General features: G+C 64.7%; 11 protein-coding genes. 6 read left to right on the top strand and 5 right to left on the bottom strand.

Translation table 11 applies throughout. The annotated features are described in order from the left end of the window. The first annotated feature begins 4 nt into the window (after positions 1–4). Positions 5–625, top strand: coding sequence for a hypothetical protein (locus ATB98_RS25525; protein WP_066878824.1), 621 nt, complete (start codon positions 5–7; stop codon positions 623–625). Positions 626–882: 257 nt separating this feature from the next. Here ATB98_RS25525 and lysS read toward each other — a convergent pair whose 3' ends face one another. The 5 genes from lysS to ATB98_RS25500 form a co-directional block, all read right to left on the bottom strand. Then, positions 883–2,379: a lysine--tRNA ligase gene (lysS, locus tag ATB98_RS25520; RefSeq protein WP_066878821.1), complete on the bottom strand. Its 1,497-nt coding sequence runs from the start codon at positions 2,377–2,379 to the stop codon at positions 883–885. 11 nt (positions 2,380–2,390) lie between these two features. Beyond that, complete coding sequence (gltX, locus tag ATB98_RS25515; RefSeq protein ID WP_066878819.1) at positions 2,391–3,848, bottom strand: glutamate--tRNA ligase; 1,458 nt, start codon at positions 3,846–3,848, stop codon at positions 2,391–2,393. A 454-nt stretch (positions 3,849–4,302) separates the two neighbouring features. Continuing rightward, positions 4,303–5,058 (bottom strand): TerC family protein, encoded by a 756-nt coding sequence (locus tag ATB98_RS25510; RefSeq protein ID WP_066878817.1) that lies wholly within the window; start codon positions 5,056–5,058, stop codon positions 4,303–4,305. A gap of 147 nt (positions 5,059–5,205) precedes the next feature. Next, positions 5,206–6,045 carry an AraC family transcriptional regulator gene (locus ATB98_RS25505; RefSeq protein ID WP_066878816.1) on the bottom strand — a complete coding sequence of 280 codons (840 nt, stop codon included), beginning with the start codon at positions 6,043–6,045 and terminating at the stop codon, positions 5,206–5,208. Positions 6,046–6,228: 183 nt separating this feature from the next. After that, positions 6,229–6,912: a TetR/AcrR family transcriptional regulator gene (locus tag ATB98_RS25500; RefSeq protein WP_066878814.1), complete on the bottom strand. Its 684-nt coding sequence runs from the start codon at positions 6,910–6,912 to the stop codon at positions 6,229–6,231. A 267-nt stretch (positions 6,913–7,179) separates the two neighbouring features. On the opposite strand from ATB98_RS25500, the gene ATB98_RS25495 reads away from it, so the two are divergent. The 5 genes from ATB98_RS25495 (at position 7,180) to xylA (ending at position 14,280) form a co-directional block, all read left to right on the top strand. After that, the gene (locus ATB98_RS25495) at positions 7,180–8,394 is read left to right on the top strand and encodes an HlyD family secretion protein (protein WP_066878812.1); all 1,215 of its coding nucleotides are present in this window, start codon (positions 7,180–7,182) and stop codon (positions 8,392–8,394) included. A 34-nt stretch (positions 8,395–8,428) separates the two neighbouring features. After that, positions 8,429–10,018 (top strand): DHA2 family efflux MFS transporter permease subunit, encoded by a 1,590-nt coding sequence (locus ATB98_RS25490; protein ID WP_066878809.1) that lies wholly within the window; start codon positions 8,429–8,431, stop codon positions 10,016–10,018. 333 nt (positions 10,019–10,351) lie between these two features. Beyond that, positions 10,352–11,389: a LacI family DNA-binding transcriptional regulator gene (locus ATB98_RS25485; protein WP_066878807.1), complete on the top strand. Its 1,038-nt coding sequence runs from the start codon at positions 10,352–10,354 to the stop codon at positions 11,387–11,389. 10 nt (positions 11,390–11,399) lie between these two features. Continuing rightward, positions 11,400–12,854, top strand: a complete 1,455-nt coding sequence (xylB, locus tag ATB98_RS25480) for a xylulokinase (RefSeq protein WP_066878804.1) — start codon at positions 11,400–11,402, stop codon at positions 12,852–12,854. Between the two features lie 115 nt (positions 12,855–12,969). Further along, complete coding sequence (gene xylA, locus ATB98_RS25475; protein WP_066878802.1) at positions 12,970–14,280, top strand: xylose isomerase; 1,311 nt, start codon at positions 12,970–12,972, stop codon at positions 14,278–14,280. Positions 14,281–14,463: the final 183 nt, after the last annotated feature.

Below are 14,463 nucleotides of genomic sequence, written 5' to 3'. Positions count from 1 at the left end.
CCCCGTGAAGGCTATTTTCAGCAAATTGCGCCCCTCGAAGCGGCTGGTGATCCTTCTGTCCGCGGCGCTCGGGGTTTCCGCCGCCTCCGGCGGCGCTGCCGTCTATGTGGGCCGCGACAAGCTCTTGAACCGTTTCACGGCGCCTGCCGCCTCCGGCCTCGAATGCACGACGCTGCGCATGTTGAAGCTCGACCATAAGGGCCAGCGCTGGATCCGCATGCATGTGAAGACCGACAGGGCGGGCGGGCCGGACCGGGTCCGCACTGCGCTTCGCGTCGCCGGCGCGCTCGCCGGCAGGGAGAAGGCTGACCTCTACCAGGTGGTTGTGCTCGATGCCGCCGGGCCGGAGGATCGCGCGGGCGTGCGCGGCGCGGCGATCGGCGCGGAGGTGCTCTTCGCTCCCGGTCCGCGGAGCGTGCCGGGGATGGATGAACCGTTCCGCGCTTCCTACAACGAGGCCACGGCAAACGCTGCCGGCATGTTCCACGGCAAGGTCGTCAGGCTCGGGCTCGGCGAGGTGCGGGCGATCATGGCCAAAATGGACGATCACTCGATGTGCATCGACCCGACGATGGCCGCGGGCGAGGAAGGAGTGCCGGCCGCCGAGGGACACGAGGGGCAATAGAGCGGGATGCGCTCACATGCGTTCGCGCCACCGCTCTATCTTATTGTCTTGCCCCTTTCGTGCGACGTCAGGTGACTCCAACTGATTGCAAAATGCTTTAGATGCGTGCTGCGGTCGCCTGTCAAATCCACCCCTTGCGCCTGGCGCAAACCTCCAATGTGAGGCGAATAGGGAGCGGCCAAGCAGCCCCTCCCTTGCGGGGAGGGGTGAATTTCACGCGGAGGGGCGGACAAGTGCGTGCGGCCCTGTCCGTCGGCTCAATCAGCCTTGTGGCGCCGCGCCGGGAAGAGGATGACGTCGCGGATCGACGGCGAGTTGGTGAGGAGCATGATCAGCCGGTCGACGCCGATGCCGAGGCCGCCGGCGGGCGGCATGCCCTGGTCCATGGCGTCGAGGAAGTCCTCGTCCAGCGTCTTTTCCTTCTCGCCGCGGGCGTGGGCCTGCTCCATTTGCTCGACCATGCGGGCGCGCTGCTCGACCGGGTCGTTAAGCTCGGAAAAGGCGTTGCCGATCTCCCAGCCGTTGCAATAGGTCTCGAAGCGCTCGACGAGCCGCGGCTCACCGGGGACCTCCTTGGCGAAGGGCGAGATGTCTTTCGGGAAATGGATGACGTGGGCGGGCTGGATCAGCGTCGCCTCGACCTTCTCCTCGAAGATGAAGGCGAGGACTTCGCCCCAGGTCATGTCCTTCTCGACCTCGATGCCGGCATTGCGGGCGGCCTCGCGGGCTTCCTCGTCCGTCTTGATCGCCAGGAAATCGACCCCGATCGCCGCCTTGACGGCGGCCGGCATCGAGACGCGCGGGAACGGGCCCTTGAAGGAGAGCTGCTTGTCGCCGAACTCGAACTCGGTCTTGCCGTGGACCGCCTGCGCCAGGCTCTCGAACATGCGTTCGACGAGGCCCATCATGTCCTCGTAGTCGGCATAGGCCCAGTAGCACTCCATCATAGTGAATTCAGGGTTGTGCCGGGTGGAGACGCCTTCGTTGCGGAAGTTGCGGTTGATCTCGAAGACCTTGTCGGTGAGGCCCGACACCAGTACCCGCTTCAAATAAAGCTCGGGCGCGATGCGCAGGTACATGTCGAGCTTCAGCGTGTTGTGATGGGTCTTGAAGGGTTCGGCCGTAGCGCCGCCGTAGATCGGCTGCAGCATCGGCGTTTCCACCTCCATGAAGCCTTCGTCCTCGAGGAAGCGGCGAATGCCGGAGACGATGCGGCTCCGCTGCTGGAAGCGCAGCTTCGATTCCTCGTTGACCATGATGTCGAGATAGCGCTTGCGATAGCGCGTCTCGACGTCGGCAAGCCCGTGATACTTCTCCGGCATCGGCAGGAGCGACTTGCAGAGCATGGTGATTGCCTTGGCGTTCACGGTCAGTTCGCCGCGCTTGGTGCGGCGCACCTCGCCGGTGACGCCGATGATGTCGCCGAGGTCGATCATCGGCAGGAGCGCGCGTGCCTCTTCCGGCGTCGTGTCCTTGTGCGAGAAGATCTGGATCTTGCCGGAGGCGTCATGGATGTCCATGAACATGCCGGAATTGCGCGAGGAATGCACGCGGCCGGCAACCGTCACGGTCTCGCCGCTGTCGGTATCCGGCTCGAGCCCGGCGTATTTCTCGGCGAGTTCGGCATTGGTGATCGTGCGGTGGAAATGCGCGGGATAGACGTCGCCGATCTGCTCGCGCAGGAGGTCGAGCTTCTGGGCGCGCACTTCCGTCGCGTCGGAGGAAAGGCCGGCGGTGGTTGTCTTCTCGTTCATCGGTATCGTCCTTACTTTCCGCTGCCAACCATGGAGGCGACCACCTGCGCGGCCACCTTCAGCCGCTGGCGCACGACGGAGCGGCCGAGCAGTTCCATCGAATCGAACAGCGGCAGCGAGCGCTGCGAGCCGGAGACGGCAACGAAGAGCGGGCCGACGACGGCTTTCAGCTTCCTGCCCATCCGCTCGGCGCTTGCGCGCAACTCCGCTTCGATCGATTCCTTGTTCCACTCGAAGATCTTTTCGAGATCCGGCTGAACGGTGTTGAGGATCTCGAGCATCTCCTCGGGAGATGCCTTCACCCCGGCGAAGGCGGCGGGCTGCAGGCCCAGGTCCGACTTGAAGAGGAAGGCGCCGAGGTCCGGAAGTTCGCCGAGCTTCGAGATGCGCGACTGCGAGAGCTTGAGGCCCTCCTTGAGGCGGTCGTTCTCCGACGCCCAGGCGATGACGCGTGCGGCGAATTCGTCTTCCGAAAGCTTCTCGCGGATCCAGCGGGCGTTCAGCCAGTCGAGCTTCTGGATGTCGAAGATGGCGCCGGCCTTCGACAGGTTCTCCGGATCGAACTTTTCCGCGAGCTCGTCCATCGTCAGGAGCTCCTCGCCCTCGGCGATCTGGATGAAGAACAGGCCGAGGAAATTCATCAGCGCTTCCGGCAGGTAGCCGAGCGCCGTGTAATAGGAGATCGAGGTCGGGTTCTTGCGCTTCGACAGTTTCGACTTGTCGGCATTGCGCATCAGCGACAGGTGCATGAACTTCGGCGGCTCGAGGCCGAGATACTGGTAGATCAGGATGTGCTTCGGCACGGAGGCGAGCCATTCCTCGCCGCGCGCGACATGGGTGATCTTCATCAGGTGGTCGTCGACGACGTTCGCCATGTGGTAGGTCGGCATGCCGTCGGCCTTCAGGAGCACCTGCATGTCGACCGCTTCCCACGGGATCTCGACATCGCCATAGACGCCGTCGTGGAACTTGCACGAGCCCTCGGTCGGGATCTTCATCCGCACCACATGCGGCTCGCCGGCGGCGGCGCGCGACGTCACTTCCTCGGCGGAGAGGCTCAGGCACAGCCCGTCATATTTCGGCGGCTTGCCGGCGGCGCGCTGCGCCTCGCGCATCTGTTCCAGCCGCTCGGGCGTGCAGAAGCAGCGGAAGCCGTGGCCGTTCTCGACGATCTTCTCGACAAAGGGCTTGTAGATGTCCTTGCGGTCGCTCTGGCGATAGGGCCCGTAGGGGCCGCCGATGTCGGGGCCTTCGGACCATTTCAGTCCGCACCACTTCAGCGCGTCGAGCACCTTCTTCTCGAATTCCGGCGTCGAGCGCGTCGCGTCGGTATCCTCGATGCGCAGGATGAATTCGCCGCCGTGCTTCCTGGCGAAGAGATAGTTGAACAACGCGATATAGGCGGTGCCGACATGCGGTTCGCCGGTGGGGGAAGGTGCGATACGCACCCGGACTGCAGAATCTGCCATGGTTCGTTGCCCGTCTTGACGTGCTTTGGGGCCCTTGCCGGACTGCCCTCCAGCATACGGGCGCGCATTTTATGGGAAGGAAAGGCCCGCAAGGGCGCCGCTTCAGCGGTATCGGCGGGCAATTCCAGTCGGCAGGGGTGAGACCATAGAAAGCCCCGCATGTCAACGGAAAGCGGAAGAGACGCGCCTTTGCCGAAGCATCGGGATGCGGTTGCGCCTTGGAACGCTCGCGGCGGGCGGCGCGTTATCCGGTCCGAGGATGCGGCTCGTGACAACCGGACGCGACGGACATGGAGAACGCGGGGATTTTTCCGGTTTCTTCCCGCGGCCAACGAAACGGCAGCCGAGCTCCTGACCCGTCCGGGCCTCGCATCCTCGCCTGCCTCCCGCAGCAGAGGCCCGCATTCCGGCGAATGCGGGCCTTTCGGCGAGCCGGACCGAGCCGGGTGCCAACTCAATGCAGCTTCTTTGCCCGCTGCCTCTTCAGGCGCGCGTTGCGGGCCATCATGTTGAGCCCCTCCACCAGGGCCGAGAAGGCCATCGCGGCATAGACGTAGCCCTTCGGCACGTGGAAGCCCATGCCTTCGGCGATCAGCGTCGTGCCGATCATCAGGAGGAAGGCGAGTGCCAGCATCACGATTGTCGGGTTGCGCTCGATGAAATTGGCAAGCGGGGTCGCCGCGACCAGCATGACGGTGACGGCAATCACGACCGCAGCGACCATGATCGGCAGGTGCGGCGTCATGCCGACGGCGGTGATGATGCTGTCGACGGAGAAGACGAGGTCGAGCAGCAGGATCTGGCCGATGGCGGCGGTGAAACCGCTGATCGCCGAACTCGCGAGAAAATCCCCTTCGTGATCGGCGGGATCGACATTGTGATGGATTTCCTTCGTCGCCTTCCAGACGAGGAAGAGGCCGCCGGCAATCAAGATCATGTCCTTCCAGGAAAAGCCATGGCCGAAGGCCTCGAAGACCGGCTGGGTCAGCTGCACGATCCAGGCGATGGTGCCGAGCAGCGCCAGGCGCATGATCAGCGCGAGGCCGATGCCGATGCGGCGGGCGCCGACGCGATGTTCGGCAGGCAGTTTGTTGGTGAGGATCGAAATGAAGATCAGGTTGTCGATGCCGAGCACGACTTCCATGACGACGAGGGTGATCAGGGCGATCCAAGCCTCGGGGCTTTGGGCAAGCGTGAGGATTTCCTGCATCGGCGATCTTTTCCTTTCCTAAACCGTAAACAGAGCGGGGATTCGCTCCGGGCGCGTCGTCGCGCAAGATCGCCGCAGTATTTAGGGATAGTTGTGAAAGTCGCAAGCGCCGCCGCATCTTTCGCGGCGGCGTTGCGGCGTCGAGCGTCACTCTTTTATGGGGATCCACAGCTCGACGACGCCCATCCCCGACTCCGGGTCGAACCGGTCGTCGTAGCGCTCGATGAGGTCGGGCGTCTGGCCGTGCTCGAGGCCGGATTGCGGAAGCCACGATCCGAAGATGTGCTGCGCCGTCACGGAAATCGCCGAGATATGGCCTCGGTGCAGGAACACCGCGTAGCGCTGCTTCGGCAGCTTCAACGTCGAAAATCCGTTCGGCAGCGAATCCGCATCCTCGACTTCGACGGCGGCCATGTATCGGAAGCTCCCGGCTGCCGCATCCGCCTGGCTGCAGACGCCGTAGGCGACGTCGCCGCGTTGGCCCGGAATATTGCCGAAGTGGGTGTTGAAGCGCTGCCAGAGGGAGGGGATGCCCTCCGTGCGATTATAGGCGTAGGTCTCCTCAAGCCCGGCAAGCAGGAGCGCGGGGCCGTCCTCGAAACGGGGCGGGTCGATTTTCAGGTTGCGCGTGTCGTCCATTCTGATGGGCTCCATCAGCTCGATGTTGCGAACATGCCCTTGCTTGCGGATGGAGTCCGGCGTCACGCCGAATTGCTCGCGAAAGGCACGGGTGAAGGCCTCGTGCGAGCCGTAGCCGGCATCGAGGGCCACCTCGAGAATGGTCGAGTCGCCGTCGGCGAGGAGGAGTGCCGCCCCGCTCAGTCGGCGCCCGCGAATATAGGCGCTGATCGAACGACCGGTCGCAAGGCCGAAGACGCGCGACAAATGATAGCGCGACAGCCCGGCGGCATCGGCAATCTGCTCCAGCGAAATATCTCTGGCGAAATGGCTTTCAATGAACCAGATCGCGCGTCCGATGGCACTCATTCCGTACTCCCGTGGTGGCGAACCAGCTGATACGAGCTTCGAGGCGGACGCGTTTGATCGCCGTTGCTCGATTACAGAGACATAGCGCTGCGCATCGCCGAATTCCTGCACGTGGATCCTCGGGCTTTCCCGGCGTCAGGAGTTCCGACGCGGCGGGGGTACCGCCACGCCGTCGGTTCCGATTCAGCGCGCGGGCCCGTAGGCGGCCATGAAGACGCGGATGGCGGAGCGCACGTTCTTTTCGATCTGTGCGGCCGGCACCGCGTCGCACATGCCGAACAGCCGGCCCTTGAAGAGCCCGGCCATGCAGAGCTCGATGAATTGCTTCGCCGCCAGTTCCGTATCCTCGATCGAGAGCGTGCCTGCCGCCACCCGTTGCTCGAGATAGGCCTTGAGCACCGTGTAGCCGTTTTCCGGCGTCGCCAGGAAAAACCGTTGCGCGAGCTTCGGCATGCGGTCGATCACGCCGAGCACGGTGCGCATGGCGCGGATCGTGTAGTCGGAGGTGATACTGGTCACGAGCGTGACGGCGAAATCGTGAAGTGCTTCCTCGATCGGCTCGACGTCGTTCAGCGACTGCTTGATGCTGCTGACGATGCGGTTGCGCTCGCGGGCGATGAGCGCCTCGAACAGGTCTTCCTTGTTCTCGAAATAGACGTAGAGGGTGCCCTTCGACACGCCGGCCTCACGCGTGATGTCGTTCATGCTGGCCGCATCGAAATTGCTGCGCATGAAGACGCGCTTGGCGCCCTCGAGGATCTGCTCGCGCTTCACCGGATCCTCACCGGCGGCGCGCCGTCCGCCAGAGGAATGCTGCTCCTGATCCTGCAGGGTCTTTTCCTGCGCCGCGCTTTTCACTGACGTCATGGCCGCCCGGACATTTCCACTCTTTGATCGCATCAAAGGAAGCCTACCCTCCGGATCATAAACGCGATCGATTTTAACAAAAAGCAAGGGGGCGCGAGGGGAGGGGCCGCGTTAATCCCCTTGTTCGATCAAATCATGATCGTGATCGACAAATCGAACTGACCGGTTCGATTGCCTCTTGATATGCGACGCAAAAGGGATTACGTCAAGGGCAATCGAACCGAACGGTTCAGTTCAATCTACTAATTTAACCCGAAACGGTATCCCATGTCCCACACCAGCACCTCCAGCGCCGCTCGTGTCCGTCCTGTCGATAACGACTTCGAAGTCGTGGACGTTCCAAGGACGGAAGCGAGAAGCCCGACGGACGAGGCACCCGCGGTTGCGGAACCTGCGGCGGCGGACGTCGCCGCCCCGCAGAAGAAGCGCCGCAAGCCGATCCTTCCCGTTCTCGGGCTGGCGCTCCTGAGTGCCGCCGGCTGGTACGGCTACGACTGGTGGACCAACGGCCGGTTCATGGTGTCGACCGACGACGCTTATATCGAGGGCGACATCGCCACCATCTCGCCGAAGGTCTCGGGCTATGTCGCCAAGGTCGACGTCGTCGCCAACCAGCAGGTGAAGGCCGGCGACCCGCTCGTCACCCTCGAGGACGGCGACTATCGCATCGCGGCCGAACAGGCGGAGGCACAGATCGCCACGCAGAAGCTGGCGCTCAGCCGCTTCGACGCGCAGATCGCCGGGGCGAAGGCGAGCCTCACCCAGGCCGAGGCGCAGAAGGAGGCCTATGAGGCGACCGTCCGCGGTGCGGAGCTCACGCAGAAGCGCGCCAGCGACCTTCAGTCGAAGGCCTTCGGCACGGACGCCTCGCGCGACAGCGCTGAGGTGGCGCTCGACCAGGCGCGCGCGAACCTCGCCGGCGCCGAGGCCAACATCGCCGCGGCCCGGTCGAACATCACCGTGCTGGAGGCGCAACGGACGGAGGCGGAGAGCGCGATCCGCTCGCTCGAGCTTGCGCGCGACAAGGCGAACCGCGATCTCGGCTTCACGGTGCTGCGGGCGCCCTATGACGGCGTCATCGGCAATGTCGCGGTCCAGGTCGGCGATCTCGTATCGCCCGGCCAGCGCCTTGCCGCCCTCGTGCCGGTCAGCCAGCTCTACATCGACGCCAATTTCAAGGAGACGCAGATCGCGCATCTGGTTCCAGGCTCCAAGGTCCAGATCCATGTCGATGCCTATGAGGATCATCCGATCGAAGGCACCGTCGCATCGATCGCGCCGGCCTCCGGCTCGGTCTTCTCGCTGCTGCCGGCGGAAAACGCCACCGGCAACTTCACCAAGGTCACGCAGCGCGTGCCGGTCCGCATCACGCTTCCGCCGAAGGTACTGGCGGAAGGGCATCTGAGGGCCGGCTTGAGCGTCGTCGTCGACGTCGACACCCGCACCGCACCGGAACAGTCGACGCTCGCCGCGGCGCAGTAACAGGACCCGCCTCGGGCGATCAGGAGTGGCGGACATGGCCGCAACGGCAACGGCGGGCGCAATCGCGCCGAGCTCCTCCCACACCGAAGAGCGGATGGACCCGCGCCGGCTCATCGCCTTCTTCGCGATGGTCGTCGGCATGTTCATGGCGATCCTCGACATCCAGATCGTCTCGGCCTCGCTTGCCGAGATCCAGGCGGGCCTGTCTGCCGGATCGGACGAGATCCCCTGGGTGCAGACCGCCTATCTGATCGCCGAGGTCATCATGATCCCGCTCTCGGGGACGCTTGCACGCATCGTCTCCACCCGGGTGCTCTTTTCCGTCGCGGCCGCCGGCTTCACCGCCTCCAGCGCGCTTGCCGCCACTGCCACCAATATCGACCAGATGATCGTCTACCGGGCGATCCAGGGCTTCATCGGCGGCGGCATGATTCCGTCGGTCTTCGCCGCCGCCTTCACGATCTTTCCGCCGTCGAAGCGCAACGTCGTTTCGCCGATCATCGGCCTCATCGCGACGCTCGCGCCGACCATCGGCCCGACGGTCGGCGGCTATCTCAGCCACGCCTTCTCCTGGCACTGGCTGTTCCTCGTCAACGTCATTCCCGGCATCATCGTCGCGACGCTGACCTGGACCTTCATCGACTTCGACAAGCCGGAACTCGGGCTCATCAAGAAGTTCGACTGGTGGGGCCTGTTCTCCATGGCGATCTTTCTCGGAGCGCTCGAATACGTGCTCGAGGAGGGAAACGCGAACGACTGGTTCAATGACGAGCACATCGTCATCGGGGCGGTTGCCTCCGCGCTCGCGGCGATCGTGTTCTTCTATCGGGCGTTCACGGTCGAGTTTCCGGTGGTGGACCTCAAGGCCTTCGCCAATCGCAACTTCACCTTCGGCTCGCTGTTCTCCTTCGTCATGGGCATCGGGCTCTATGGGCTTACCTATCTCTACCCGCTCTATCTCGGGCGCATCCGCGGCTACGATGCGCTGATGATCGGCGAGACCATGTTCGTCTCGGGCCTCGCCATGTTCCTCACGGCACCGGTCGCGGGCTTTCTCGCCGGCCGTCTCGATCCGCGCGTGATGATGACGATCGGTTTCGGCGGCTTTGCCGCAGGCACCTGGATGATGGGCGAACTGACGGCGGACTGGGACTTCTGGGAACTGTTCGTGCCGCAGATCCTGCGTGGCTGCTCGCTGATGCTGTGCATGGTGCCGATCAACAACATCGCGCTCGGTACGCTGCCGCCGGCGCGCATCCGCAATGCCTCGGGCCTCTACAACCTCACCCGCAATCTCGGCGGCGCCGTCGGTCTCGCGATCATCAACACGATCCTGACGCAGCGCCAGGATTTCCACTACGCCCGCCTTGCCGAGCACGTCCAATGGGGGAACCCGGAGGCGGTCGAGCGGCTCGACACCATGGCCGCGAACTTCACCGCCCACGGCCTCGACGGAGCGACCGCCGCCGTCAAGCAACTGGCGGCAATGGCTCAGCAGCAGGCGTCGATCATGTCCTTCAGCGACGTGTTCGTGCTCTTGACCGCGCTGTTCCTGGCGATGATCCTCGGCGTGCTGATGATCAGCAAGCCGCAGGGCGCCGGCCCCGAAGGCGGCGGGCACTAGCATTTCGCAGCCAGGTGGAATCACCTGACGTCGCACAGATGCGGTAAAAACAAGCAGATAAAGCGGTGGCGCGAACGCATGTGAGCGCATCCGCTCCAGGCGTTTTGGCCCCTCATCCGGCCTGCCGGCCACCTTCTCCCCGCAGGCGGGGCGAAGGGACTCGCGGCACCGCCTCAGTCCCCTCTCCTCGCACGGCAGACACTTCCCGCCACGGATTCCGAGCCGCCTTGCACGGCTGGCGTTTCCTCGAATTCGCCGCTTACGTCCGTCGTCCAAGGATTTTTGATTTACGTACATCAAAAATTCCTCTAAGGGGTTTGGCGGGAGGAAGAGATGCGACCCACAGTCCACGATATAGCCGCCGAGGCGGGCGTCAGCCTGGCGACCGTCGACAGGGTCCTGAACAACCGACCCGGCGTCAGGTCCGTCACGCGCGACAAGGTGGAACGGGCGATCGCCGCGCTCGGCTATGTTCGCGATGTTGCGGCGGCCAATCTCGCCAAGGGGCGCACCTATCCGCTGATCTTCATTCTGCCCGCCGGCGAAAACTCGTTCATGCGCGGCCTCGAGGCCGAGGTGCGGGCGGCGATGGCCCGTTCCGCAGCCGAGCGGACGGATATCACGATCCTTTCGGTTCCGGCCTTCGACGCGCCGGCGCTCGCCGCAGCGCTTCTCGACGCGCGCGAGCAACGGCCCGCCGGCGTGGCGGTGGTCGCCGTCGAGGCGCCCGAGGTGGCCGAGGCTGTGAAGCGGCTTCGCGAAGACGGCATTGCCGTCGTCACGCTGGTTTCCGATCTGCCGGGCTCGGAACGCGACCATTTCGCCGGCGTCGACAACATAGCCGCCGGGCGGACCGCGGGCAGCCTGATGGGACGCTTCCTCGGCGGGCGCGAGGGACCGGTGGCGGTGCTCGCGGGCTCCATGCTGGTGCGCGACCATTGCGAGCGGCTGGAAGGATTCCGCGCGGTGATGAGCGAGGATTTCCCCGGGCGCCGGATTCTGCCGGTGGTCGAGGGGCAGGACAATCCGGCACTCGTCGAGACGCTGGTCGACACGCTCCTCGACAAGCATCGCGATCTCGCCGGCATCTACAGTCTCGGCGCCGGCAATCGCGGCCTCGTCTCGGCGCTCGAAAAGGCCGGCAGGGCCAAGGCGATCTGTGCGATCGCGCATGAACTGACGCCGCACAGCCGCGCCGCGCTCGTTACCGGCACGATCGATGCGCTGCTCAACCAGAATGCCGGGCACGAGGTCAGGAGCGCGATCCGTGTCCTGAAAGCCAAGGCCGACGGGCTTTCCGTGATCGCGGCGCAGGAACGCATCCGCATCGACATTTTCCTCAAGGACAACCTGCCGGTCGAGCAGGCATAGGAGGCACGACATGTATCTCGGACTGGATCTCGGCACGTCCGGCGTCAAGGCGATGCTGATCGATGACGGGCAGGCGATCATCGGTTCCGCTTCCGCCGCGCTCGAGGTCTCGCGCCCGCATCCCGGCTGCTCGGAGCAGGACCCGGCCGACTGGGTCCGCGCGGCGGAAGAGGCGGTCAACGGCCTCAAGGCAGAGCATCCCGGCGCACTTGCCGCGGTTCGCGGCATCGGCCTCTCCGGCCAGATGCACGGCGCGACATTGCTCGATCAGGAAGATGCGGTGCTTCGGCCCTGCATCCTCTGGAACGATACCCGCAGCTTCCGCCAGGCGGCGGCGCTTGACGGCGATCCGCAATTCCGGGCGCTGACCGGCAACATCGTCTTTCCCGGCTTCACCGCGCCGAAGCTCGCCTGGGTGCGCGAAAACGAGCCGGAGATCTTTGCCAGGGTGCGCTGGGTGCTCCTGCCCAAGGACTATCTGCGCCTGTGGCTGACCGGCGAGCATATTTCGGAAATGTCGGATTCCGCCGGCACCTCCTGGCTCGATACGGGCAAGCGCCGATGGTCGGAAAGCCTGCTTGCCGCCACCCATCTCGACGAACGGCAGATGCCGGCTCTCGTCGAAGGGACCGAGAGGGCGGGCACGCTCAGGGCGGAGCTCGCCCGCGGCTGGGGCATGGCTGACGGCGTCGTCGTCGCCGGCGGCGCCGGCGACAATGCGGCCTCGGCCTGCGGTATGGGCACGGTCGGCGAGGGGCAGGCCTTCGTCTCGCTCGGCACCTCCGGCGTGCTGTTTGCCGCCAACGCCACCTATCTTCCCAATCCGGAAAGCGCCGTCCATGCGTTCTGTCACGCGCTGCCTGACACCTGGCACCAGATGGGCGTGATCCTCTCGGCGACGGATGCGCTCAACTGGCACTCGGGCATTACCGGCAAAAGCGCTGCGGACCTGACCGCCGAACTCGGCGAAACGCTGAAGGCGCCGGGTCCGGTGACGTTCCTTCCCTATCTCTCCGGCGAGCGCACGCCGCATAACGACGCGGCGATCCGCGGTGTCTTTGCCGGTCTCGGCCATGAAAGCTCGCGCCTGGTGCTGACGCAGGCGGTGCTCGAAGGCGTTGCCTTCGCGATCCGCGACAGCCTCGAGGCGCTCCGTGCCGCCGGCACGCGGCTCGAACGCGTCACCGCGATCGGCGGCGGGTCCCGCTCGCGCTACTGGCTGAAGTCGATCGGGACGGCGCTGAACCTCGCCGTCGACCTGCCGGCCGACGGCGATTTCGGCGCGGCCTTCGGTGCCGCGCGCCTCGGCCTCATCGCGACCACCGGCGCCGACCCGGTCGCGACCTGCACCGCGCCGGCAACGGCGGAGACGATAATGCCGGAGGTCTCGCTGGTGCCGGCCTATGAGGATGCCTACCAGCGCTATCGCCGGCTTTATCCGGCCATCAAGGGGGCGACGATGTGACCCGCTTCCGATCCGCAGGCGCCCGAAACGCCAAAATGAAATCGATTACTTTCGACCAAACGGCCGTGCCCGCGAGACGGTGCCGGCAATCTGAGATCCATGAGAGGAGACAGCCGTGAGCACGGGTTTTTTCGGCGATATCGCCAAGATCAAGTATGAGGGGCCGGAGAGCACCAATCCGCTCGCCTTCCGTCACTACGATCCGGACGAGATCGTCCTCGGCAAGCGGATGGAGGATCACCTTCGCTTCGCCGTCGCCTATTGGCATACCTTCGTCTGGCCGGGCGGCGACCCGTTCGGCGGGCAGACCTTCGAGCGCCCCTGGTTCAAGGACACGATGGACGCGGCGAAGCTGAAGGCGGACGTCGCCTTCGAATTCTTCCAGCTTCTCGGCGTGCCGTTCTACTGCTTCCACGACGCGGATGTGCGCCCGGAAGGCCGGAACTTCGCCGAGAACACCAGCAACCTCAACGAGATCGTCGACTACTTTGCGGAGAAGCAGGCCAAGACCGGCGTCAAGCTGCTCTGGGGCACGGCAAACCTCTTCTCGAACCGCCGCTACATGGGCGGTGCCGCGACCAATCCGGATCCGGACGTCTTTGCCTTTGCGGCGGCGACCGTGAAGACCTGCATCGACGCGACGCAGCGGCTCGGCGGCGAGAACTACGTGCTCTGGGGTGGGCGCGAAGGCTATGAGACGCTGCTCAACACCGACATGACGCGCGAGCTCGACCAGCTCGGCCGCTTCGTCAATCTCGTCGTCGAGTACAAGCACAAGATCGGCTTCAAGGGAGCGATCCTCATCGAGCCGAAGCCGCAGGAGCCGACCAAGCACCAGTATGATTTCGACGTCGCGACGGTCTACGGCTTCCTCAGGAAGTACGGGCTCGAAAACGAGGTGAAGGTCAATATCGAGCAGGGCCACGCGATCCTCGCCGGCCACTCCTTCGAGCACGAGCTGGCGCTCGCCAACGCCCTCGGCATCTTCGGCTCGATCGACATGAACCGCAACGACTACCAGTCCGGTTGGGACACCGACCAGTTCCCGAACAACGTTCCGGAAATGGCGCTCGCCTATTACCACGTGCTTTCCGGCGGCGGCTTCAAGACCGGCGGCACCAATTTCGACGCGAAGCTGCGTCGCCAGTCGATCGATCCGGAGGACCTGCTGATCGGCCATATCGGCGGCATGGATTGCTGTGCGCGCGGCCTCAAGGCGGCGGCGAAGATGATCGAGGACAAGGCACTCTCCGCTCCGCTCGAGAAACGCTATGCCGGCTGGAACGTGCCGGAGGCGAAGAAGATGCTCGACGGCGGCTTCTCGCTGGAGGAGATCGAGGCCTGGGTCAGGAAGGCCGACCTCAATCCGCAGCCGAAATCCGGCCGGCAGGAGTTCCTGGAAAACGTCGTCAACCGCTACGTCTGACGGCAGGCAATATCCGGCGAGGGGGCGGCGCGCGATGGCCCGCCCCTCTCCGGGTTTCGTCGCGCGGCGAACCCTTCCGGTTTGCCGCGATTGGCAAAGTCTCTTCGCGACGCCGCAGAAGGTGGTTGCCCATCGCGGAGAATCTGTTAGCTTCTCGCTCCTGCAACGTTGCAGGTATATGAC

Origin of the sequence: Sinorhizobium saheli (assembly GCF_001651875.1) — a bacterium.
GTDB classification, from domain to species: domain Bacteria; phylum Pseudomonadota; class Alphaproteobacteria; order Rhizobiales; family Rhizobiaceae; genus Sinorhizobium; species Sinorhizobium saheli.
Note: the sequence above shows the minus strand (reverse complement) of the source record. Positions and strands in the feature narration are given on the sequence as shown.